This is a genomic window from Vibrio sp. 2096 (assembly GCF_033339595.1).
GTDB lineage: Bacteria > Pseudomonadota > Gammaproteobacteria > Enterobacterales > Vibrionaceae > Vibrio > Vibrio alginolyticus.
In genome coordinates this window covers 1-21,452 of the sequence record NZ_JAWOUX010000020.1, presented here as the reverse complement: position 1 = coordinate 21,452, position 21,452 = coordinate 1, and the positions used below count along the sequence as shown (strand labels likewise).

The following is a 21,452-nucleotide window of genomic DNA, read 5'->3' as shown; positions in this document are numbered from 1 at the left end:
TAAACATGGCTGAGAAACGTAATATTTTCCTTGTTGGCCCAATGGGCGCCGGCAAAAGTACAATTGGTAGACATCTAGCACAGCAACTGCATATGGAGTTTGTTGACTCCGATACAGTGATCGAAGAACGCACTGGTGCAGACATCTCTTGGGTTTTTGATGTAGAAGGTGAAGAAGGCTTCCGCAAGCGTGAAGAAGCGGTACTTGAAGACCTAACACAAGAGCAAGGCATCGTGCTTGCGACTGGCGGTGGCTCTGTTAAGAGCAAAGAAAACCGCAATCGTCTTTCGGCACGTGGTGTTGTTGTTTACTTAGAAACGACGATTGAAAAGCAACTTGCGCGTACAAACCGCGACAAGAAGCGTCCTTTACTTCAAACGGATAACCCTCGCGAAGTATTGGAGCAATTAGCTGAAGAACGTAATCCTTTATATGAAGAAGTAGCGGATTACACTGTTCGCACTGACGATCAAAGTGCAAAAGTGGTAGCCAACCAGATCGTAAAAATGCTAGAAGAGAGATAAGTCTTTATCTTTTTTTTAATTGGAGCAAACCGATGGAACGGATTACGGTCAACCTAGCTGAGCGTAGCTACCCAATCTCTATTGGCGCCGGGTTATTTGAGGACCCGGCGTACCTCTCTCAAGTTCTCTCAAACAAAAATGCAAAACAAAAAGTTGTTGTGATCAGTAATGTCACAGTGGCGCCTTTGTATGCAGACAAAATTTTAAAGCAACTCGAGCAGCTCGGTTGTAGTGCATCCTTGTTAGAATTGCCTGACGGTGAACAGTACAAAAACTTGGATGTATTTAATCAAGTAATGAACTTCTTACTGGAAGGGAGTTATGCTCGTGATGTTGTGATCATCGCGTTAGGTGGTGGTGTTATTGGCGACCTTGTGGGTTTTGCGTCTGCCTGTTACCAGCGTGGGGTCGACTTTATTCAAATACCGACCACATTACTATCCCAAGTGGACTCTTCGGTTGGTGGAAAAACCGCGGTTAACCATCCGTTGGGTAAGAACATGATAGGTGCGTTTTACCAACCTAAAGCAGTGATCATTGATACCAACTGCCTGTCGACGTTGCATGAACGTGAGTTCGCTGCGGGTATCGCCGAAGTCATTAAGTACGGCATTATTTACGATGCAGATTTTTTTGTATGGTTAGAAGACAATCTTGAGCGCTTATATGCGTTGGATGAAGAAGCACTAACTTATGCGATCGCACGTTGCTGTGAAATAAAAGCGGAAGTGGTGGCTCAGGATGAGAAAGAATCGGGCATCCGTGCTTTGCTTAACTTAGGTCACACCTTTGGTCATGCGATTGAAGCGGAACTTGGCTATGGCAATTGGCTGCATGGTGAAGCGGTATCTTCCGGCACTGTTATGGCGGCCAAAACGTCGCATCTACGCGGTCTGATCTCGGAAGAGCAATTTGAGCGTATTGTTGCGATTTTGCGTCGTGCAAAACTGCCTGTGCATACTCCAGACAGTATGAATTTCGATGACTTCATCAAGCACATGATGCGAGATAAGAAAGTCCTCTCTGGTCAATTACGATTGGTTTTGCCTACAGGCATTGGCACTGCCGAGGTAATTGCTGATACGACGCAAGACGTACTCAAGCAGGCAATAGACTTCGGTCGCGATATTTAACCTTGTAATGGCGCCTTTGGGCGTCATTCTTGTAGTGTATTAAGGTTATTAGATGAGTGTTGCTCACGTACTGGAATTAGATTCTCAAATCGAGTTGCTTGATAGATTAGGTCTACTGACTAACTTTGGTTCCAATCTCATTGCGATTAATGGTCATGATGGGTACGGGAAATCTTGGTTAGCGCAGCGATACCTTGAAGTGGGTGCCAGTAACAAGAATCAATGTTTGTTACTTTGTCATTCTAATCAAGACGATGTGCAGCATCGCGTCCTTATTTTGAGTCAACTGGTTTCAGACGCATTGTTTAATCAGCAAGAGCCTTTACTTGATAGCCTTGAAAGGCTTTTAGGTGATGAGGCGTGTGACATTGCAATTGTTGTAGATGATGCGCATTTATTGAGTGAGACACTTATCTCTGAGCTTTGGATGCTGGTCTTAGAGGCGCACCATAAGCCAAATTGGACCATCAATGTCTTACTGTTTACACAGTCTGGACGTTTAGAAGGTTTGCTAGCACGTCTCAGTTATGGACAAGAGATAAAGCCTGTTGAGCTTGATATTGATATGTTGTCCGAAGTGGAAGCTCGTCGTTTCTTTGAGTCACTTGTTGCGCGCTACGTCGATGATGAGTCTGAGAAACGGGTTCGAGATGCATTTAAAAAAGTCGACCCAGTACCGGGTGACATCATGGCGTTAGGAGAGATGAAAGTGGAAAAAAGGATCATTATCCGCTCGATTGTCGGTTCACCCCTGAATATTGCGTTGGTGGTATTAGTATTACTGTTGCTTGCTGCTGGTGGCTATTGGTGGATGCTTAGTCAACCAAGTCCTGATGATAAGGCGCAGCAAATCGCTGGCAGTTTAGAGCAAACGGCTATTCCAACTTTTGAAGAGTCAGGAATCAGTGCAGCGCAGTCTTCACTGCAACCTGTAACCGATGGTTCTAGCAGTCCTGATAAGTCTGGTGCGGTTGATGATTCTGATTCATTACCGCCAGCAGTGACAGAAGAAGTAGCGAGCGTAGGCAGTGATGACAATCAACAAAGAGTGGTGATTGAGTCGAATGTGGTCGATGCATTGCTTGAAGGTAAAACTGATTCAGCAGACACAAAAGCGATTGATGACGTCGTAGGTACTGAGAAAACAGAAACCGCCGATGAAACTAGCTCTCCTTTGATTAAAGTCGTAAAACCGAATCAAGATATGGCGCAAGCACCTGCTCAGTCAGAAGAGGGTGAGGCAAACCAACCTGTTGTGAAGTTTTCATTTGCTCGTGAAGAACTAAAAGCGCTATCGCCAAGAGCTTATACTTTACAACTCGCAGCTATGACCTCAATGGAAGATGTACAATCCTTTCTCAATGAGCATAAACTGAATAATCAAGTGCGAATTTATCCTACCGTTCGTAATGACACCGAGTGGTATATCATCACATATCAAGATTATCCGACAATTCAAATGGCTCGTGATGCCGTCGCAAGCTTGCCAGATTCGGTTAAGTCGGTGAGTCCTTGGGCAAAATCACTCCGTCAGGTTCACCGTGAAATTGAACGAGTGAAATAAACCTGAGCTTCCCTGAAAAATATGTTACATTCCGCAGCCTTAATTTTTGGTCGATAGATAGAGCAGTAGATGAAAAAGCAACGAGCCTTTCTTAAATGGGCAGGAGGAAAATACGGACTGGTTGAAGACATCCAACGTCATTTGCCGCCGGCTCGAAAGCTAGTTGAACCTTTTGTTGGTGCGGGCTCAGTGTTTCTGAATACCGATTATGACCATTATCTACTTGCAGATATCAATCCAGATTTGATCAATCTGTACAACCTGCTGAAAGAACGCCCTGAAGAGTATATCTCTGAAGCGAAGCGTTGGTTTGTCGCTGAGAACAACCGCAAAGAAGCCTACCTACACATTCGCGCTGAATTTAATAAAACCGATGACGTGATGTACCGCTCTTTAGCGTTTTTGTACATGAACCGCTTTGGTTTTAATGGCCTATGCCGTTACAACAAAAAAGGTGGCTTCAATGTACCGTTTGGCTCTTACAAAAAGCCGTATTTCCCTGAGGCGGAATTGGAGTTTTTTGCAGAAAAAGCCAAAAAAGCTACGTTCGTTTGTGAAGGTTATCCTGAAACATTTCGTCGTGCGCGCAAAGGGAGCGTCGTGTATTGCGATCCACCTTATGCGCCGCTTTCAAATACGGCAAATTTCACCTCATACGCAGGTAATGGTTTCACGTTGGACGACCAAGCTGCATTAGCCGACATTGCTGAAAGAACAGCGACTGAACGTGGCATTCCTGTGTTGATTTCTAACCACGACACTACCTTGACACGTCGGTTGTATCACGGCGCGGATCTTAATGTGGTAAAAGTAAAGCGTACCATTAGCCGTAATGGTAACGGTCGTAATAAAGTTGATGAGCTACTTGCGCTTTTTCATGCCCCAGACATGGATAAATCAAACTCTTAATTCTCACACTATTATATCTAAATAGTGGATCTCCCCACTGGCTTCGGTAGAATTGCGCGCAGATTGTTTGCTCATTACTACTGAGGTCAGGTATGAAAGATTTTCTTATTGCTCCATCCATTTTATCGGCAGATTTTGCTCGTCTCGGTGAAGATGTAGAAAAAGTACTCGCAGCGGGTGCGGATGTGGTGCATTTCGACGTTATGGATAACCACTATGTACCAAACCTGACTTTTGGTGCGCCTGTGTGTAAAGCACTACGCGATTATGGCATCACAGCGCCAATCGATGTTCACCTAATGGTGAAACCCGTTGACCGTATTATTCCTGATTTCGCAAAAGCGGGTGCGTCGATGATTACGTTCCATGTAGAAGCTTCTGATCATGTAGACCGTACACTGCAGTTAATTAAAGAGCACGGCTGTCAGGCTGGTGTGGTACTAAACCCAGCAACGCCACTTGCAAGTCTTGAATTTATTATGGATAAAGTCGACATGATTCTACTGATGTCGGTAAACCCTGGTTTTGGTGGTCAATCATTCATTCCTCATACACTAGATAAACTGCGTGCCGTTCGTAAGATGATTGACGAGTCTGGTCGTGATATCCGCTTAGAAATCGATGGCGGTGTGAAGGTTGACAACATTCGTGAAATTGCAGAAGCGGGCGCAGACATGTTTGTTGCAGGCTCGGCGATTTTCGGTGAGCCAGATTACAAACAAGTGATCGATCAAATGCGCGCTGAACTGGCTGAAGTTAAATAAGCACCGATAAGCCAGCGCAATAACACGCTGATTTTAAAGGCTGCCAGCTTGTTGGCAGCCTTTGTGTTTTCTAGTATTAGAAGAAATTAAATATCCACTGCGCTGAGCAAATAATCACTTGCCTATTTTACGCCCTTTCTGTACTATTCGTGCTCCTTAAACTCAGTCAATTATCTTTAGTTCCTTGCTTCCTCTGGACGACTGAGCCATTTGTGGAAGCTGAATAATCCGTAAGGAGCAACCAATGCGTCATTACGAAATCGTATTCATGGTGCACCCAGATCAAAGCGAGCAAGTTGCTGGCATGATCGAGCGTTACACTGGTTCAATCACTGAAGCTGGCGGTAAAATCCACCGTCTAGAAGACTGGGGCCGTCGTCAACTGGCTTACCCAATCAACAAGCTTCACAAAGCTCACTACGTTCTTATGAACGTTGAAGCTGACCAAGCTGTAATTGATGAGCTAGAAACTGCTTTCCGTTTCAACGATGCAGTTCTACGTAACATGATCATGCGTACTAAAGCAGCGATCACTGAGCAATCTATCATGCTTAAGCAAAAAGAAGAGCGTGCTCCACGTCGTGAAGAGCGTTCTGAAGCTAAGCCTGAAGCTAAGTCAGAAGCTGCTGAGTAAGTTTTCTTATGGCCAATCGAATGGAGCTGAGCGGCACCATTGCCAAACCGCCCATTCGTAGTAAAAGCCCTGGTGGCATTGAACACTGTCGGTTTTGGCTGGAGCATCGCTCTACTATTATCGAAGCTGACTTACCTCGACAAGTTTATTGTCGTATGCCGGTAGTCGTCAGCGGGCTTGGGTCACAAGCACTAACTCAGAATTTAGTTCAAGGCAGTAACATTAAGGTAAGTGGTTTTGTCACTTATCAAACCGGCCGAAATGGCGTGGGAAAATTAGTGTTACACGCCGACAACATTACTCAAATTTAAGATCAGGAGATAGCCCATGGCTCGTTTCTTCCGTCGTCGTAAATTCTGCCGTTTCACTGCAGAAGGCGTACAAGAGATTGATTACAAAGACGTAGCAACTCTTAAAAACTACATCACTGAAGCTGGTAAAATCGTACCTAGCCGTATCACTGGTACAAGCGCTAAGTACCAGCGTCAACTAGCACGTGCTATCAAGCGTTCACGCTACCTAGCTCTACTACCGTACACTGACAAGCATCAGTAATCGGTTCATTTTATTAAGAAAGAGGATTAAGCAATGCAAGTTATTCTACTTGATAAAATTGGTAACCTAGGTGGTCTTGGCGATACTGCAAACGTTAAATCTGGCTACGCTCGTAACTTCCTTATCCCACAAGGTAAAGCAGTTATGGCAACTAAAGCTAACGTTGAAATGTTTGAAGCTCGTCGTGCTGAACTAGAAGCTAAAGTTGCTGAGCAACTAGCTGCTGCAGAAGCTCGCGCAGAGAAAGTTAACGCTCTAGAAGCGGTAGTTATCGCTTCTAAAGCTGGTGACGAAGGCAAACTATTCGGTTCTATCGGTACTCGTGACATCGCTGACGCTATCACAGCTGCAGGCGTTGAAGTTGCTAAGAGCGAAGTTCGCCTTCCTGAAGGTGCTCTACGTAACACTGGTGAGTTCGAGATCAGCGTTCAACTTCACTCTGAAGTTTTCGCGACAGTTAACCTACAAGTTGTTGCTGCTGAGTAATTCAGTATCAAGACGAAATACTAAAAAGCACCTCCTTGGAGGTGCTTTTTTTATTTCTAAAACTGAGAGAAAAAGGGTTAAAAAGCGAAAAGTAAATTAACGGAAAATACGCTGTCCGCTTTGCTTAAGCCTTCAGGCACTTTATCGTGATACTGACGAGAGTGCGCCAGTTTCAGTGCAATATCTTCAGTAATATCATTGGTTACACTGAGTTCACTATCAGTACGTGTGTTACTTCTACCTGTTACCAACGTAATATCAGCTGCGAAACTTAAATTATCCAACGCATGCCAAGTTGTGTTGATATTTCCTCGAAAAATGCCTTCTCTAACGATATCGGGAAAGACAATATCGTCATCATCTATTTCGTCTAAGTTTGGCTCTTGATAGCGAAAACCAGGGCCTACTTCTACCTCTAAAATGAAGTTCTCAGTGTAGGAGAACTGGTAACCCAAACCACCTGACAACGTATAGTCTTTAAAATAAGCACTGTAGCGAGAATCCACTCCTTTAAAGCTGCCATACAAATACGTCTTAGGGCCTAACTTGTAGTCACTCTGCAGGGAATAGGTGGATGAGCGTTTGTCTTCTTCACCGTCTTTGTACAAGTTGTAGTACTTCCATTCACCATTAGAACGGTGTCGACCTGACGTATATTCAGCACTCAAACGAGCATTCAGGGAACGAGAGTCCGTGTTACCTGTGTGAGCTTGATAGCCGAACTCCACCTCGGTTTTTAGTGGGTCGGGTACATCAATATTTTGCTCTGGCTGTACTGATTCGTCAGCATACGATGCACTAGCGCACAGTAGGCTAAAGCTAAGTAACCAGTATCGGGACACATCAACCTCGAACGTAATCAAAAAGGAGGGGCATGATACTGATACAGATATTTGGTTGGGTCAATGGTAGGTTAATTTTTATTAGAGCTAGGCGGAAGAACCAGGCTATTACCCGGGTGGTTCACATGATGATTTCTTAACAAGTAATTGTCGCTTCGGGGAAGCATCTCAGCTAGGTTAAGGTTATAATCGTGGGTCAATAGTAGTTATCGAGCAAAGTCATGGCGGAAAACAGAAATCGCAAACCTTCAGACAGTCAGGTCGACGCAATCAAAGTGCCACCTCACTCACTAGAAGCCGAGCAATCAGTAATTGGTGGTCTTTTACTGGATAATGAACGTTGGGACACCGTTGCCGAACGTGTTGTGAGCAGTGATTTCTATAGTCGTCCACACCGCCTGATTTTTGAAGGTGTAAAAACCATTCTTGAAGCGGGTAAACCTCTCGATCTTATTACTTTATCGGAATATCTAGAGCGTCACGAGTTGTTAGAAGATGTAGGCGGTTTTGCTTACCTCGCTGACTTGGCGAAGAATACGCCAAGTGCAGCTAACATCAATGCGTATGCTGATATTGTCGCTGAGCGTGCGATTGTTCGTGGCCTTATTGGTGTCGCGAATGAAATTGCGGACGCGGGCTATGACCCTCAAGGTCGTAGTTCTGAAGATTTAATAGACATGGCGGAGAGTAAAGTTTTTGCTATCGCCGAGTCTCGAACTAGTGAAAACGAAGGACCACAAAACGTCGACAACATCCTCGAAAAGACGTTAGAACGTATCGAGTTGTTGTATAAAACGCCACAAGATGGTGTTACGGGGGTCGATACCGGTTTCACAGATCTCAATAAGAAAACCGCAGGTTTGCAAGGCTCTGATTTGGTGATTGTCGCAGCGCGTCCATCGATGGGTAAAACGACCTTTGCGATGAACTTGTGTGAAAATGCGGCCATGCAACAAGAAAAGCCCGTACTTATTTTTTCGTTAGAGATGCCAGCTGAACAGTTGATGATGCGTATGTTGGCCTCTTTGTCTCGTGTTGACCAAACCAAGATCCGTACGGGTCAGCTAGATGACGAAGATTGGGCGCGTATTTCTTCTACTATGGGTATCCTGATGCAGAAGAAAAATATGTACATTGATGATAGCTCTGGTCTAACTCCGACCGAAGTGCGTTCGCGCGCTCGCCGTATCGCTCGTGAACATGGCGGTCTATCTATGATCATGGTCGACTACCTTCAGTTGATGCGCGTGCCTTCGTTAACCGATAACCGTACTCTTGAGATTGCTGAGATCTCTCGCTCTCTTAAGGCGCTGGCAAAAGAGCTAAATGTGCCTGTTGTGGCACTGTCGCAGCTAAACCGTTCCCTAGAGCAACGTGCGGATAAACGACCAGTAAACTCGGACTTGCGTGAATCCGGTTCCATCGAGCAGGATGCCGACTTGATCATGTTCATCTACCGTGATGAGGTTTATCACCCAGATAGTCCGTACAAAGGTACGGCCGAAATCATTATTGGTAAACAGCGTAACGGTCCTATCGGCTCTGTTCGCCTCACTTTCCAAGGTCAACATTCGCGTTTCGACAACTACGCGGGTCCTGCATTCGATATTGATGATGAGTAATTCCATGAGCTATATGAAAGCGGCCAAGGCGTGCATTGATTTGTCTGCGTTGCAGCACAACTTACAGCGCGTAAAAGCTCAAGCGCCACAAAGTAAAGTGATGGCTGTCGTCAAGGCCAATGGTTATGGTCACGGATTACGTCATGTCGCAAAACATGCTAACCATGCGGATGCGTTTGGCGTGGCTCGCATTGAAGAAGCATTGCAACTGCGCGCTTGTGGAGTAGTAAAGCCGATTCTATTGCTAGAAGGTTTTTACTCTCCTGGTGATTTACCTGTTCTTGTGACGAACAACATCCAAACCGTGGTGCACTGTGAAGAGCAGCTTATCGCCTTGGAGCAAGCAGACCTTGAAACTCCGGTTGTCGTGTGGCTGAAGATTGACAGTGGCATGCACCGCCTTGGGGTTCGTCCTGAACAATATGACGACTTTGTAACGCGGCTGAAGGAGTGTCCAAATGTAGCGAAACCGTTGCGTTACATGAGCCACTTTGGCTGTGCAGATGAGCTGGATAGCGATATTACCCCACAACAGATTGAGCTGTTTAAATCGTTGACTTCTGGTTGCCAAGGGGAACGTTCACTGGCGGCATCTGCGGGGTTATTGGCATGGCCTCAAAGCCATTTAGATTGGGTTCGTCCGGGTATTATCATGTATGGTGTGTCGCCATTCGATGACAAAACGGCGCAAGATCTTGGGTATCAGCCTGTCATGACACTTAAATCCCACCTTATTGCGGTACGTGAAGTGAAGAAGGGCGAAAGTGTTGGCTATGGTGGTATTTGGACCAGTGAGCGAGATACAAAAGTTGGGGTCATCGCTGTAGGGTATGGCGACGGTTACCCAAGAAGTGCTCCAAACGGTACGCCGGTGTGGGTTAATGGCCGTAAAGTACCTATTGCAGGTCGAGTTTCCATGGATATGCTGACGGTCGATTTGGGACCAGACGCAACGGATAAAGTCAGCGACGAAGCGATTCTTTGGGGGAAAGAGCTCCCAGTAGAAGAAGTGGCGGGTCACATTGGTACGATTGCGTATGAACTCGTGACTAAGCTAACGCCTCGCGTCGAGATGGAATACTCCAAATAAACAACGAAAGGCTAACCCAAGGTTAGCCTTTGTTTTATCTACTCACCGTTAATCGTAGCAATAACGCGGCGGCCGCCACCAAAGTCTCGATGCTCACCCAAGTAAATACCTTGCCATGTTCCTAAAGCTAATCGACCATTTTGGATTGGTACCGTCACACTACTGCCAAGCAGTGATGCTTTAATATGTGCCGGCATGTCGTCGTCACCTTCATAGGTGTGCTGATAATAAGGAGCACGCTCTGGCACAAACTTATTGAAGTGCGCTTCCATGTCCATACGCACGGTTGGATCAGCATTCTCATTTAAGGTCAAACTGGCGGAGGTGTGCTGAATAAATAAGTGTAATAAACCTACTGAAAGTTCGTTTATTTGTGGTAATTGTTGTTCAATTTCATCAGTTATCAGGTGAAAACCGCGGCTTCTCGCTTTTAATTGCAGTGTTTTTTGTGCCCACATACGTGTTCCTTTGGAAATTTATAAATTGGCGTCTATCCTATTCCAATTAGAGCCTGTCATTAGTAAATGATATGATTCTTGTCATCGTAAATGAATGTTCAATTTCAGGGCAGGGAACGTGACCTAACTCAATGTGAGTGTAAAAGCTCTCGGTCATAATTGGCGCCTGAAAAAAAATTACAAAGACTTGTTTTGTGGCAATTTGCCCAAACATCTAATTTATATTCTATTTGCTAAATCGGGGATTCCACAGTTTTCGCTAGACTGTAAGGAATGGAACCTACTGTAACATCGGGATAAAGACCATGTTGAAAAATATCAATCCAACGCAAACACAAGCTTGGAAAGCGCTAACGGCGCATTTCGAATCTGCACAAGATATGGATCTTAAAGAGCTGTTTGCTCAAGACGCAGCGCGTTTCGACAAATACTCTGCACGTTTCGGCTCAGACATCCTAGTCGATTACTCAAAGAACCTCATCAATGAGGAAACTCTGAAGCACCTGTTTGCTCTTGCGAAAGAGACCGAGCTGAAATCTGCAATTGAAGCGATGTTCAGTGGTGAAGCGATCAACCAAACAGAAGGTCGCGCTGTTCTTCACACTGCACTACGTAACCGCGCTAATACTCCAGTTATGGTAGATGGCGAAGACGTAATGCCAGCAGTGAACGCGGTTCTAGAAAAAATGAAATCATTCACTGAGCGCGTTATCGGCGGTGAATGGAAAGGTTACACAGGCAAAGCAATTACCGATATTGTGAACATCGGTATCGGCGGTTCTGACCTTGGCCCTTACATGGTGACGGAAGCTCTAGCGCCATACAAAAATCATCTAAACCTTCACTTCGTATCTAACGTTGATGGTACACACATCGTTGAAACGTTGAAGAAAGTTAACCCAGAAACGACGTTATTCTTGATCGCGTCTAAGACGTTTACAACACAAGAAACCATGACTAACGCGCACACTGCTCGTGATTGGTTCCTAGAATCGGCGGGTGATCAGGCTCATGTGGCTAAGCACTTTGCTGCGCTTTCAACAAACGCGACAGCCGTGTCTGAATTTGGTATCGATACAGCGAACATGTTTGAATTCTGGGACTGGGTTGGTGGCCGTTACTCACTATGGTCTGCGATCGGTCTATCAATTGCACTAGCAGTAGGTTTCGACAACTTCGTTGAGCTGCTTGATGGTGCTCACGAGATGGACAAGCACTTCGTATCAACAGATCTAGAAAGCAATATTCCAGTGATTCTTGCTTTGATTGGTATTTGGTACAACAACTTCCACGGTGCGGAGTCAGAAGCTATCCTACCTTACGATCAATACATGCACCGTTTTGCAGCATATTTCCAGCAAGGCAACATGGAATCAAACGGTAAATACGTTGACCGTGACGGCAATGCTGTAACTTACCAAACTGGCCCAATCATTTGGGGTGAACCAGGTACCAACGGTCAGCACGCGTTCTACCAGCTAATTCACCAAGGTACTAAGCTTATCCCATGTGACTTCATTGCACCTGCAATTAGCCACAACCCAGCTAGCGATCATCACCAAAAACTGATGTCTAACTTCTTCGCGCAAACTGAAGCTCTAGCGTTTGGTAAAAATGAAGAAACCGTGAAAGAAGAGTTGGTGAAAGTAGGTAAGAATGCTGAAGAAGTGGCAGCGATTGCGCCATTCAAAGTGTTTGAAGGTAACCGTCCAACAAACTCTATTCTAGTGAAGCAAATCACGCCTCGTACGCTAGGTAACTTGATCGCAATGTACGAACACAAAATTTTCGTACAAGGTGTTATCTGGAATATCTTCAGCTTTGACCAGTGGGGCGTGGAGCTAGGTAAACAACTGGCTAACCAAATCCTACCTGAGCTTGCAGACGAGTCTCAAATCAGCTCGCATGACAGCTCAACAAACGGTCTAATCAATGCATTTAAAGCGTTCAAAGCTTAATGTTTGAATAGATAAAGAAAAGGTCAGCAAATGCTGACCTTTTTATTGCCTGAGGCAAAAACAAAATAGGTTGGCCAGTGCCAACCTATTTTTTCTCTTTTATTCGAAGCAAATTTCGATAAAGGCATTTCCCCATTGGGAAGAGAAAGGCATGATAATAATTGAGCCTTCACACTTGTGGCGAATCGTATGACCTCGGCCCGAAACCACAACCGGTGTTGCCATATCAAAGTCAAAACCACTTTCCGCCAGAATGCGTTTCGCACCACCAGTAACCATGTTGGTGATCTCACCCACCATATCGGTCACTTCTTCATTGAGCCCATTTGGACGTTCACCAAGCATGTTCTGCATGATTTCTAGGGCGAGTGCTTCATCAAAGGTGATCGACATTGAACCACGAGTTTGTGGGCCTACCATACCAATCAGACCAGAAACGTCACCTCGTGCGATCTCATCTTTTTTGATTCGCGGTTTTTGTGGCTTCAGCTCAAGAGAAGCCATAGTTTTTAGCACGTTCATTAAAGAAGCTAAAAACGGGTTTACAAATTCAGCGCGCATAACGTTCTTCTATACTTTTTCTTTCGTCTCGGAGGAACAGGCCTGGCATTCACCATGAGTTTCAATAACTTGGTTGGTCAGTTTGAATCCATGCTTCTCGGCGTTTTCGGCTAACAAGGATATCAGCGTCTCATCTTCGAGTTCAACGACATCACCACATTTATCGCAAATTAGTAATTGGAAAAAGTGCTGCTGAGTATTGAAAGAACAACAAGTAATAAAGCTATTTGTCGATTCCACTCGGTGGATGAAGCCTTGTTCTAGGAGAAAATCTAATGCTCGATAAACAGTGGGCGGCTTAGCCTGAGGCTCACTCTCTTTTAGTTGCTCCAATAGCTCATACGCACTTGAGGCGCGGCGATTAGAACAAATGAGTTCAAATACGCGTCGGCGTTGCGGAGTCAGTCGTACTCCACGCTCTGCGCAGATACTTTCAATTTGTTCAATGATTGTTGGGTTCAAACCTTTCACCATAACTATCGGACGTGCTCTATGATAAATCATTTCTATACGAAGTTCGTTTAGAAATGCTTCATTTTACCCACTATCAGAACGAAAATCATGAATTAAAGCAAGTCGGTGGTGGTGTGAAGGCGGAATAATCATCACAGAATGAATCAACGAATGACAGATTCGTATTACTTCTGCGTATTCCTAAGCACTTGGCTAGTCAGCCAACCAAATCATTCTCGCTGAAACTAGCACCCAGAGGTGCTTGGGTATACAATACCCGACTTATTTTTTGAGCGTACTGCTGCGCTCGACCTTGGCAACATAAAAACGGGTGTTTATATCATGACTCATTCTTGCAGGCTCTCCGTAGCACCAATGTTAGATTGGACTGATCGTCATTGTCGCTACTTCCATCGCTTAATGACCAAAGAAACCCTGCTGTACACTGAAATGGTGACGACAGGTGCGATCATTCATGGAAAAGGAGATTTCCTGGCTTATAACGAAGAAGAGCATCCGTTAGCCCTTCAACTTGGTGGTTCAAACCCAGCAGATTTGGCTACGTGTGCCAAGCTAGCGCAAGAGCGTGGCTACGATGAGATTAACCTAAATGTGGGATGTCCATCTGACCGCGTACAAAACGGTCGATTTGGTGCTTGCCTAATGGCTGAACCGCAGTTAGTTGCGGATTGTGTCGCAGCAATGAAAGACGTGGTCGATATCCCTGTAACAGTCAAGACTCGCATTGGTATTGATGATCAAGATTCTTACGAGTTCTTAACGGATTTCGTTTCTATTGTTTCAGAAAAGGGTGGCTGTGAGCAGTTCACTATCCATGCTCGTAAAGCTTGGTTAAGTGGTTTAAGCCCAAAAGAAAACCGTGAGATCCCACCATTGGATTACCCACGCGCTTACCAATTGAAGCAAGACTTCTCACACCTAACGATTGCGATTAACGGTGGCGTGAAGTCATTAGAAGAAGCAAAAGCACATCTTCAGCATCTTGACGGTGTGATGATTGGTCGTGAAGCATACCAAAGCCCATATCTACTGGCATCGGTAGACCAAGAGTTGTTTGGCTCTAACGCTCCAGTGAAGAAACGCAGCGAAATTGTTGAAGAGATGTACCCATACATTGAAGCGCAATTAGCGAAAGGTGCGTACCTTGGTCACATTACCCGTCACATGTTAGGTTTGTTCCAAAGCATGCCCGGTGCTCGTCAATGGCGTCGTCATATCAGTGAAAATGCGCACAAACCAGGTTCTGGTCTAGAAGTATTGCAAGACGCGCTAGCTAAGATTCCAAAAGAATTGAATGTGTAAAATTCGCCAGTGAATGGCTAAAATTACCAACTAAAGAATGATAAAGCCAGAGTGCAGAAATGCCTCTGGTTTTGTTTTTTTATTAAAAATCATAATCTTAAATTCTTCTCTATAAGTTGGTATGGAAACTGCTTTGTTTATTGAAAACAAATGGAGAAGTGATTATGTTGGAGCTAATCTTTATTTTAGTCTTTGCGGCGACCTTGTTGGTTACGGGTATCACAATGATGACCGTATTCGCAGCAACTGGTATTGCGTTAGTTGTGATGTTTTTACTGGGAATGGTTGGAGCGGTACTTAAACTATTACCATGGTTAATCGTGATTGCATTGGGTATTTGGTTCTTCAAGAATTACGTCGCTCAGCCCCGCTATAAATAATGAGTAACATCATTTAGTTGATGGAGAGGCGTGAGAATATGGTATATTTCCTCTCACGTCCTCTACGTGAATATCAGCTATCTCGGAGTAAATACTACATGACAAATAAAGCGAACATCGCTTTAACGGCATTATCGTTGGCAGTATCTTTTCCTGTTTTTGCAGAGTACTCTGTATCGACAAAAGTCGGCGCAGAGGTATGGGTTGCCGACACTAAAGTTAATGAAGTGAGACGAGATAGCAGTACTGCAGGCACTTTTTACGCGGCGATTGAACATGATGTTAAATATGTCCCTAATGCGCGCCTTCGTTACTCAAGTGTTGATGCGGATTACATGGGGTTCGATAAGCTCGATTTAACCTTGTATTACCACGTTCTAGAGCATGATTTATTGCACTTTGATGCGGGTCTCACGTTCAGTAATTTAAGTGACACTAAATACATTGATGCTGGCTCAAGCAGGCGTGTAGAAGAATTTGATGAGCTGATTTGGGCTTGGTATGGTTACGCAGAAATTCAAGTTCCGGATACAAACTTTGATGTGATTGGTGAGATAAACTTTGGTGACAACAAAGGTATCAAAAGCACCGATTTCATGGCAGGTGTTCAATACAATGTACCGCTCGAAAAAGCTCGACTGGCTTTTCGTGGAGGTTACCGTGTGATTGATTTAGAGTCCGATAAATTCATGTCGGATCTAGGGAAAGAGTTTATTTTTGCTAACGGCTTCTTTGTGAGTGCGGAATACGCGTTCTAAATTCAGCCATGTTAGATATTCGATTTACTTAAAACGTCGCTTTATAAGCGGCGTTTTTTTATATCACTTCATTATATCTAATCGAAATTTCTCCCTATTTGGCTGACTTAGACCATGCTTACCTAGGAGCAATGTGAAAGTTAAAGCAGGGATAGCGATGACAATAAATGAACTAAGACATCTATTCCGTGAAAATCAGCTTATCGAAGCGATTATTGAGCCTGCAATCCAAGAGGGTGGTTGGGTTGTAGAGTTCAGACATGCGCGCGGTGGTTTTGTTTTTCTAACGGACAGTCACGGCGAAGAATGTCTTTATGAAGATTTGGATACTGCGTCAAAATCGGCAATGGCAGTAGGCTTTCAACAAGTCCGCATTGAAGATCGATGAGCAAAAAGTAAGCCGTTCTTACTTCCAAAAAGTTATAAAACATTCACTTCTATTCTTTCTTGTTATTAAGGAGAGTGGGTACTCTATCGTCACGCAATGAATAGGGATGTCGTGATAATGTCTTTTCAAAAGAATGAGTATTCTCACAAGAATGTGTCTGAAGATAATAATGGGCAAGGAGGAAATCCTCCAATCGCAAGCCCTCTGAATGACCAACAAATTAGCTCACTCCAACAAACTGTCTCTGAGTTGTCTTCACAGCAACTTGCTTGGGTCAGTGGGTATTTTTGGGGATTAGCTCAAAATCAACCAAACACAGCGGTAACTCCAATTGCACAAGCAACGGCAGCCGTATCAGCGAAGCCAGCAGGTAAGTTGAGTATTATTTTTGCTTCCCAAACGGGCAATGCTAAAGGTGTTGCTGAAGCTCTGGAACAGGAAGCAAAAGCAGAAGGAATTGCAGTCGAACTTTTTGATGCAAGCGATTACAAAGGTAAAAACTTAGCCAAAGAAACGCATGTCATTATTGTGGCATCGACTAACGGCGAAGGCGAAGCGCCAGACAATGCCATTGAGCTACATGAGTTTTTGCAATCGAAGAAGGCTCCTAAGCTGCCAAACCTGCAATATGGTGTTATTGCATTGGGAGATTCTAGCTACGAGTTCTTCTGTCAGACCGGTAAAGACTTCGACACTTACCTATCAAAGCTAGGCGCGACTCCATTTATCGAGCGTCTTGATTGCGATGTGGATTATGAAGCCCCCGCAACTGAATGGCGTAAGAATGCGTTAGACAAGGTAAAAGATACACTTTCTTCTGGCTCTGAAGCGGATGTGGTTCAACTTCCTGTGGGTCAAGCTGCGACTGCGCACTCTCCTTACAATAAACAAAATCCGTACACTGCGACGTTACTGACCAGTCAAAAAATCACGGGCCGTGACTCTGGAAAAGACGTTCGTCATATAGAAATCGACTTAGAAGGCTCGGGCTTAACGTATCAGCCAGGTGATGCACTAGGTGTGTGGTTTGAAAATAGCTCGGAACTTGCAAATGCCATTCTTGGTAAGGTCGGTTTGTCTGGGGTTGAGACTGTTGACGTTGATGGTGAAAGCTTGTCAATCCACAGTGCTCTCGTGAGTAAATATGAAATCACAACATCTAACCCGCAGCTCATCACAAAGTTTGCCGAGTTATCCGGTAGCAAGAAGCTACAAAAGTTAGTTGAAGATAAAGATAAGCTTCGCGAGTACTCTGCAAATACTCAAATCGTTGATGTACTGGCAGAAAAGAAAACCAAGTTAACCGCAGATGAGTTGATTGGTTTGCTTCGTCGTCTTACTCCACGCCTTTACTCTATTGCATCAAGCCAAGAAGAGGTCGATGAAGAAGTACACCTAACGGTTGCTTTGGTTGAGTACGAACAAAACGACGAAAAACGATATGGTGGTGCGTCTAGTTTCTTAGCTCAGCGTCTCGAAGAGGGAGATGAAGTTAAAGTATTTGTTGAGCATAACAACAACTTTAAACTGCCGGAAGATGATAGTACTCCAATTATCATGGTTGGTCCTGGCACAGGGATCGCACCATTCCGTAGCTTTATTCAGGAACGTGAAAACCGCGATGCTGAAGGCAAAAACTGGTTGTTCTTTGGTGATCGCACGTTCACTCAAGACTTCTTGTACCAAGTGGAATGGCAAAAGTATCTCAAGTCAGGAGTACTAAGCCGATTGGATGTTGCCTTTAGTCGTGACCAAGTAGAAAAGGTTTACGTACAACATCGCATCTTAGAAAACGCAGCTCAAGTGTGGCAGTGGATCCAAGAAGGCGCTTATATCTATGTCTGCGGTGATGCAACGCGTATGGCAAAAGATGTGCACGACGCATTGGTTATCGTTGCTGAACAAGAAGGCAAGATGCCGCGTGACGATGCAGAACAATTTATTAATGACCTACGTAAAGCGAAACGTTATCAGAGGGATGTTTACTAATGACTTTTTCTACGGACAATAATAAGCAGGTTGTATTAGGTGAAGAGTTAGGGCCGCTATCTGATAACGAGCGCCTGAAGCGAGAAAGCAACTTATTACGTGGCACTATTGAGCAAGATTTACAGGACCCTATTACAGGTGGCTTTACTGCCGACAACTTCCAGTTAATTCGTTTCCACGGTATGTATCAACAAGACGATCGTGATATCCGTAATGAACGCACAAAGCAAAAACTGGAACCATTACATAATGTGATGCTTCGTGCTCGTATGCCTGGAGGCATCATCACGCCAACGCAATGGTTAGCGATCGACAAGTTCGCAACGGAGCACTCTTTATATGGAAGTATTCGTCTGACGACTCGCCAAACGTTCCAGTTTCATGGGGTATTAAAACCGAATATTAAGTTGATGCATCAAACGCTCAACAGTATTGGCATTGATTCGATTGCAACCGCGGGTGATGTAAACCGTAACGTGTTGTGTACCACTAACCCAGTGGAGTCAGAGTTACACCAAGAAGCTTACGAATGGGCGAAGAAGATCAGTGAGCATCTATTACCAAAGACGCGCGCTTATGCAGAGATTTGGCTAGACGGTGAAAAAGTAGAAAGCACAGAAGAAGACGAACCGATTCTAGGCAAGAACTACTTACCACGTAAGTTTAAAACCACAGTGGTTATCCCACCGCAAAATGACGTAGATGTACACGCTAACGATCTCAACTTCGTAGCGATTGCAGATAACGGCAAGCTGGTTGGTTTTAACGTCCTGGTCGGCGGCGGCTTAGCGATGACGCATGGCGATACATCAACTTATCCGCGCCGCGCTGACGACTTTGGCTTTATTCCGCTGGACAAGACACTTGATGTTGCCGCAGCTGTAGTAACAACTCAGCGCGACTGGGGTAACCGTTCAAACCGTAAGAACGCAAAAACCAAATACACATTGGATCGTGTAGGTAGCGATGTCTTTAAAGCGGAAGTCGAGAAACGTGCTGGTGTTAAGTTTGAGCAAAGCCGTCCATATGAATTCACAGAACGTGGTGACCGTATTGGCTGGGTAGAAGGAATTGATGGTAAATATCATTTAGCGCTTTTCATCGAAAATGGTCGCTTATTAGACTTTCCAGGTAAACCACTTAAGACGGGTGTTGCTGAAATTGCCAAAATCCACAAAGGCGATTTCCGCATGACAGCAAACCAAAACCTAATTGTTGCGGGTGTACCTAAAAACGAAAAAGCGAAGATTGAAAAGATCGCTCGTGAACATGGCTTAATGGACGACGGCGTAAGTGAACAGCGTAAGAACTCAATGGCTTGTGTTGCTTTTCCAACTTGTCCGCTAGCGATGGCAGAAGCTGAACGTTTCCTTCCTCAGTTTGTTACTGATGTTGAGGGGATTCTGGAGAAGCACAACCTACCAGAAAATGACAACATCATTTTGCGTGTAACTGGGTGTCCAAATGGTTGTGGTCGCGCAATGTTGGCTGAAATTGGTCTAGTTGGCAAAGCGCCGGGTCGTTACAACTTGCACCTAGGTGGTAACCGTGCCGGTACTCGAGTACCAAAAATGTATAAAGAGAACATCACGGATAAGCAAATCTTAGAAGAGATTGATCTGCTGGTGGCTCGATGGTCGAAAGAGCGTGAAGAAGGCGAAGCCTTTGGCGATTTCACTATTCGTGCTGGCATTATCCAAGAAGTGCTCGTATCAAAGAGGGACTTTCATGCTTGATTCTGTAGCATCCAAGCTGGAGCTCACAGAGTTACTGACATTAACAAAGACGGAGCAAATCCTCCGTCTTGCTCAAATTAATGTCGAGCTCGAAAAGCTTTCAGCACAAGAGAGAGTAGCGTGGGCTTTAGATAATCTAGAAGGCGAGTTCGCGGTTTCTTCTAGTTTTGGTATTCAAGCCGCGGTTATGCTTCATTTAGTTACTCGCGCCAAAGCGGACATCCCCGTCATTCTAACCGATACTGGTTACCTGTTTGCTGAGACGTACCGATTTATCGATGAGCTGACAGATGCTCTCAACCTAAATTTAAAAGTTTATCGAGCCAAGGAAAGTGCGAATTGGCAAGAAGCTCGATATGGAAAATTATGGGAGCAAGGCGTAGAGGGAATTGAAAAATACAACAAGCTCAATAAAGTTGAGCCGATGCGTCGAGCGTTAAAAGAGCTTAATGTTGGAACGTGGTTCTCTGGACTGCGTCGAGAGCAAAGTAAATCTCGTGCAGGTTTACCGATTCTATCAATTCAGAACGGTGTGTTTAAATTTCTACCAGTAATTGATTGGACTAATAAAGACGTTCATTACTACTTAGAACAACACGGCCTTAAATACCACCCATTGTGGGATGAAGGTTACCTTTCAGTTGGTGATACACATACCACTCGTAAATGGGAGCCGGGAATGTCAGAGGAAGAAACTCGATTCTTTGGCTTAAAGCGAGAATGTGGCCTACACGAAGATGATGGCTCTGAACAAGATGGGTCTGGCATATAGCCATAATACTCTTTAAATAGAGTTTAGGTTAAGTTTAATAAAGATAGCTGCAATAAAGCAGCTATTCTTTATTTATGGTACTTGAAAAATACGTCTCAAAGCACAACTCTGTGGATAAGTTGTGTGAGAGTTTGGGGTAAAGTTGAATAAATAAAGGTTTGATCGAAAACTCATCGTTTAACCATTGTTTTTGCAATTTTTGAAAAATAACACTTGCCAATGTGAGCGCGATCTCTATAATGCCTCCTCGTCGACAGGGCAAGGGCTCAGAAGGGTTTAAGCGAAGTTGATAAGGCTGAAAAGAAAAACGAAATAATTTGAAGAAAGTGTTTGACACGATAAATTATCTCGCTAGAATGGCCGCCTCTTCCGAAGTGATGTCAATCACAAAGAAGAGTTGCTCTTTAACAATATAGACCTATCAATCTGTGTGGGCACTCGTTGATGATAATCCAATTCGATACTTCGGTATCAAATTAGGTTTCAATGAAACGAAGTGACCATTCGAATTGGGAAGCAGCCTTGAGCTGTTTTGTTTTACTTTTTCAAAAGT

23 protein-coding genes are annotated in these 21,452 nt (G+C 44.4%); 19 read left to right on the top strand and 4 right to left on the bottom strand.

Annotation, left to right across the window (positions count from 1 at the left end):
* The first annotated feature begins 5 nt into the window (after window positions 1-5).
* The 9 genes from aroK (at window position 6) to rplI (ending at window position 6,569) form a co-directional block, all read left to right on the top strand.
* Complete coding sequence (aroK, locus tag R7Q41_RS22355; RefSeq protein WP_005381319.1) at window positions 6-524, top strand: shikimate kinase AroK; 519 nt, start codon at window positions 6-8, stop codon at window positions 522-524.
* A gap of 32 nt (window positions 525-556) precedes the next feature.
* On the top strand, window positions 557-1,657 hold the full coding sequence (gene aroB / locus R7Q41_RS22350) for a 3-dehydroquinate synthase (RefSeq protein WP_318109383.1): 1,101 nt from the start codon (window positions 557-559) through the stop codon (window positions 1,655-1,657).
* A 52-nt stretch (window positions 1,658-1,709) separates the two neighbouring features.
* A complete protein-coding gene (locus R7Q41_RS22345) occupies window positions 1,710-3,221 on the top strand; it encodes an SPOR domain-containing protein (RefSeq protein ID WP_318109385.1) in 1,512 nt (503 codons plus the stop codon).
* A gap of 69 nt (window positions 3,222-3,290) precedes the next feature.
* A complete protein-coding gene (locus R7Q41_RS22340) occupies window positions 3,291-4,130 on the top strand; it encodes a Dam family site-specific DNA-(adenine-N6)-methyltransferase (RefSeq protein WP_005381301.1) in 840 nt (279 codons plus the stop codon).
* Window positions 4,131-4,222: 92 nt separating this feature from the next.
* Window positions 4,223-4,894 (top strand): ribulose-phosphate 3-epimerase, encoded by a 672-nt coding sequence (gene rpe / locus R7Q41_RS22335; protein ID WP_005381300.1) that lies wholly within the window; start codon window positions 4,223-4,225, stop codon window positions 4,892-4,894.
* A gap of 244 nt (window positions 4,895-5,138) precedes the next feature.
* Window positions 5,139-5,528, top strand: a complete 390-nt coding sequence (gene rpsF, locus R7Q41_RS22330; protein WP_005381299.1) for a 30S ribosomal protein S6 — start codon at window positions 5,139-5,141, stop codon at window positions 5,526-5,528.
* 8 nt (window positions 5,529-5,536) lie between these two features.
* A complete protein-coding gene (priB, locus tag R7Q41_RS22325; protein WP_005381298.1) occupies window positions 5,537-5,839 on the top strand; it encodes a primosomal replication protein N in 303 nt (100 codons plus the stop codon).
* A 16-nt stretch (window positions 5,840-5,855) separates the two neighbouring features.
* Window positions 5,856-6,083, top strand: a complete 228-nt coding sequence (rpsR, locus tag R7Q41_RS22320; RefSeq protein ID WP_000090472.1) for a 30S ribosomal protein S18 — start codon at window positions 5,856-5,858, stop codon at window positions 6,081-6,083.
* A gap of 33 nt (window positions 6,084-6,116) precedes the next feature.
* Entirely contained in the window at window positions 6,117-6,569 is a 453-nt protein-coding gene (gene rplI, locus R7Q41_RS22315; protein ID WP_005382760.1) for a 50S ribosomal protein L9, read from the top strand.
* A 77-nt stretch (window positions 6,570-6,646) separates the two neighbouring features.
* Here the strand turns inward: rplI and R7Q41_RS22310 are convergent, their stop codons facing one another.
* Entirely contained in the window at window positions 6,647-7,411 is a 765-nt protein-coding gene (locus tag R7Q41_RS22310; protein ID WP_005381276.1) for a DUF481 domain-containing protein, read from the bottom strand.
* 221 nt (window positions 7,412-7,632) lie between these two features.
* On the opposite strand from R7Q41_RS22310, the gene R7Q41_RS22305 reads away from it, so the two are divergent.
* Together R7Q41_RS22305 and alr are read left to right on the top strand one after the other, a co-directional pair.
* Window positions 7,633-9,033: a replicative DNA helicase gene (locus R7Q41_RS22305; protein WP_005382759.1), complete on the top strand. Its 1,401-nt coding sequence runs from the start codon at window positions 7,633-7,635 to the stop codon at window positions 9,031-9,033.
* A 13-nt stretch (window positions 9,034-9,046) separates the two neighbouring features.
* The gene (gene alr / locus R7Q41_RS22300; RefSeq protein WP_005381272.1) at window positions 9,047-10,123 is read left to right on the top strand and encodes an alanine racemase; all 1,077 of its coding nucleotides are present in this window, start codon (window positions 9,047-9,049) and stop codon (window positions 10,121-10,123) included.
* A 38-nt stretch (window positions 10,124-10,161) separates the two neighbouring features.
* Here the strand turns inward: alr and R7Q41_RS22295 are convergent, their stop codons facing one another.
* On the bottom strand, window positions 10,162-10,581 hold the full coding sequence (locus tag R7Q41_RS22295; RefSeq protein ID WP_005381271.1) for a secondary thiamine-phosphate synthase enzyme YjbQ: 420 nt from the start codon (window positions 10,579-10,581) through the stop codon (window positions 10,162-10,164).
* A gap of 305 nt (window positions 10,582-10,886) precedes the next feature.
* Here R7Q41_RS22295 and pgi point away from each other — a divergent pair, with 305 nt between their 5' ends.
* Window positions 10,887-12,539 carry a glucose-6-phosphate isomerase gene (gene pgi, locus R7Q41_RS22290; protein WP_005381270.1) on the top strand — a complete coding sequence of 551 codons (1,653 nt, stop codon included), beginning with the start codon at window positions 10,887-10,889 and terminating at the stop codon, window positions 12,537-12,539.
* A gap of 99 nt (window positions 12,540-12,638) precedes the next feature.
* On the opposite strand, the gene R7Q41_RS22285 is transcribed toward pgi, so the two are convergent.
* Window positions 12,639-13,100, bottom strand: a complete 462-nt coding sequence (locus R7Q41_RS22285; protein WP_005381269.1) for a chemotaxis protein CheX — start codon at window positions 13,098-13,100, stop codon at window positions 12,639-12,641.
* 9 nt (window positions 13,101-13,109) lie between these two features.
* Entirely contained in the window at window positions 13,110-13,574 is a 465-nt protein-coding gene (gene zur / locus R7Q41_RS22280) for a zinc uptake transcriptional repressor Zur (protein ID WP_005381268.1), read from the bottom strand.
* Window positions 13,575-13,895: 321 nt separating this feature from the next.
* Here zur and dusA point away from each other — a divergent pair, with 321 nt between their 5' ends.
* The 7 genes from dusA (at window position 13,896) to R7Q41_RS22245 (ending at window position 20,899) form a co-directional block, all read left to right on the top strand.
* A complete protein-coding gene (gene dusA / locus R7Q41_RS22275; protein ID WP_017821727.1) occupies window positions 13,896-14,876 on the top strand; it encodes a tRNA dihydrouridine(20/20a) synthase DusA in 981 nt (326 codons plus the stop codon).
* 164 nt (window positions 14,877-15,040) lie between these two features.
* Complete coding sequence (gene pspG, locus R7Q41_RS22270; protein WP_005381266.1) at window positions 15,041-15,256, top strand: envelope stress response protein PspG; 216 nt, start codon at window positions 15,041-15,043, stop codon at window positions 15,254-15,256.
* A 98-nt stretch (window positions 15,257-15,354) separates the two neighbouring features.
* Window positions 15,355-16,014 carry a TIGR04219 family outer membrane beta-barrel protein gene (locus R7Q41_RS22265; RefSeq protein ID WP_053307553.1) on the top strand — a complete coding sequence of 220 codons (660 nt, stop codon included), beginning with the start codon at window positions 15,355-15,357 and terminating at the stop codon, window positions 16,012-16,014.
* A gap of 157 nt (window positions 16,015-16,171) precedes the next feature.
* Window positions 16,172-16,402 carry a hypothetical protein gene (locus tag R7Q41_RS22260; RefSeq protein ID WP_005381264.1) on the top strand — a complete coding sequence of 77 codons (231 nt, stop codon included), beginning with the start codon at window positions 16,172-16,174 and terminating at the stop codon, window positions 16,400-16,402.
* Window positions 16,403-16,519: 117 nt separating this feature from the next.
* Window positions 16,520-18,391, top strand: a complete 1,872-nt coding sequence (locus tag R7Q41_RS22255; protein ID WP_005381262.1) for an assimilatory sulfite reductase (NADPH) flavoprotein subunit — start codon at window positions 16,520-16,522, stop codon at window positions 18,389-18,391.
* Window positions 18,391-20,127 carry an assimilatory sulfite reductase (NADPH) hemoprotein subunit gene (gene cysI / locus R7Q41_RS22250; RefSeq protein WP_047104170.1) on the top strand — a complete coding sequence of 579 codons (1,737 nt, stop codon included), beginning with the start codon at window positions 18,391-18,393 and terminating at the stop codon, window positions 20,125-20,127. The genes R7Q41_RS22255 and cysI overlap by 1 nt, the downstream gene beginning before the upstream one ends.
* Window positions 20,120-20,899 carry a phosphoadenylyl-sulfate reductase gene (locus tag R7Q41_RS22245; protein ID WP_005382748.1) on the top strand — a complete coding sequence of 260 codons (780 nt, stop codon included), beginning with the start codon at window positions 20,120-20,122 and terminating at the stop codon, window positions 20,897-20,899. Before cysI ends, R7Q41_RS22245 begins: the two co-directional genes overlap by 8 nt.
* Window positions 20,900-21,452: the final 553 nt, after the last annotated feature.

Bases quoted from the DNA above. Each gene is read 5' to 3' on its own strand.
- R7Q41_RS22255 (WP_005381262.1), top strand. From the start codon at position 16,520: ATGTCTTTTCAAAAGAATGAGTATTCTCACAAGAATGTGTCTGAAGAT.
- R7Q41_RS22260 (WP_005381264.1), top strand. From the start codon at position 16,172: ATGACAATAAATGAACTAAGACATCTATTCCGTGAAAATCAGCTTATC.
- pgi (WP_005381270.1), top strand. From the start codon at position 10,887: ATGTTGAAAAATATCAATCCAACGCAAACACAAGCTTGGAAAGCGCTA.
- rpsR (WP_000090472.1), top strand. From the start codon at position 5,856: ATGGCTCGTTTCTTCCGTCGTCGTAAATTCTGCCGTTTCACTGCAGAA.
- R7Q41_RS22265 (WP_053307553.1), top strand. From the start codon at position 15,355: ATGACAAATAAAGCGAACATCGCTTTAACGGCATTATCGTTGGCAGTA.
- rpsF (WP_005381299.1), top strand. From the start codon at position 5,139: ATGCGTCATTACGAAATCGTATTCATGGTGCACCCAGATCAAAGCGAG.
- aroK (WP_005381319.1), top strand. From the start codon at position 6: ATGGCTGAGAAACGTAATATTTTCCTTGTTGGCCCAATGGGCGCCGGC.
- cysI (WP_047104170.1), top strand. From the start codon at position 18,391: ATGACTTTTTCTACGGACAATAATAAGCAGGTTGTATTAGGTGAAGAG.
- R7Q41_RS22345 (WP_318109385.1), top strand. From the start codon at position 1,710: ATGAGTGTTGCTCACGTACTGGAATTAGATTCTCAAATCGAGTTGCTT.
- aroB (WP_318109383.1), top strand. From the start codon at position 557: ATGGAACGGATTACGGTCAACCTAGCTGAGCGTAGCTACCCAATCTCT.
- R7Q41_RS22245 (WP_005382748.1), top strand. From the start codon at position 20,120: ATGCTTGATTCTGTAGCATCCAAGCTGGAGCTCACAGAGTTACTGACA.
- dusA (WP_017821727.1), top strand. From the start codon at position 13,896: ATGACTCATTCTTGCAGGCTCTCCGTAGCACCAATGTTAGATTGGACT.
- rpe (WP_005381300.1), top strand. From the start codon at position 4,223: ATGAAAGATTTTCTTATTGCTCCATCCATTTTATCGGCAGATTTTGCT.
- rplI (WP_005382760.1), top strand. From the start codon at position 6,117: ATGCAAGTTATTCTACTTGATAAAATTGGTAACCTAGGTGGTCTTGGC.
- zur (WP_005381268.1), bottom strand. From the start codon at position 13,574: ATGGTGAAAGGTTTGAACCCAACAATCATTGAACAAATTGAAAGTATC.
- R7Q41_RS22305 (WP_005382759.1), top strand. From the start codon at position 7,633: ATGGCGGAAAACAGAAATCGCAAACCTTCAGACAGTCAGGTCGACGCA.
- priB (WP_005381298.1), top strand. From the start codon at position 5,537: ATGGCCAATCGAATGGAGCTGAGCGGCACCATTGCCAAACCGCCCATT.
- R7Q41_RS22285 (WP_005381269.1), bottom strand. From the start codon at position 13,100: ATGCGCGCTGAATTTGTAAACCCGTTTTTAGCTTCTTTAATGAACGTG.
- pspG (WP_005381266.1), top strand. From the start codon at position 15,041: ATGTTGGAGCTAATCTTTATTTTAGTCTTTGCGGCGACCTTGTTGGTT.
- R7Q41_RS22340 (WP_005381301.1), top strand. From the start codon at position 3,291: ATGAAAAAGCAACGAGCCTTTCTTAAATGGGCAGGAGGAAAATACGGA.
- alr (WP_005381272.1), top strand. From the start codon at position 9,047: ATGAAAGCGGCCAAGGCGTGCATTGATTTGTCTGCGTTGCAGCACAAC.
- R7Q41_RS22295 (WP_005381271.1), bottom strand. From the start codon at position 10,581: ATGTGGGCACAAAAAACACTGCAATTAAAAGCGAGAAGCCGCGGTTTT.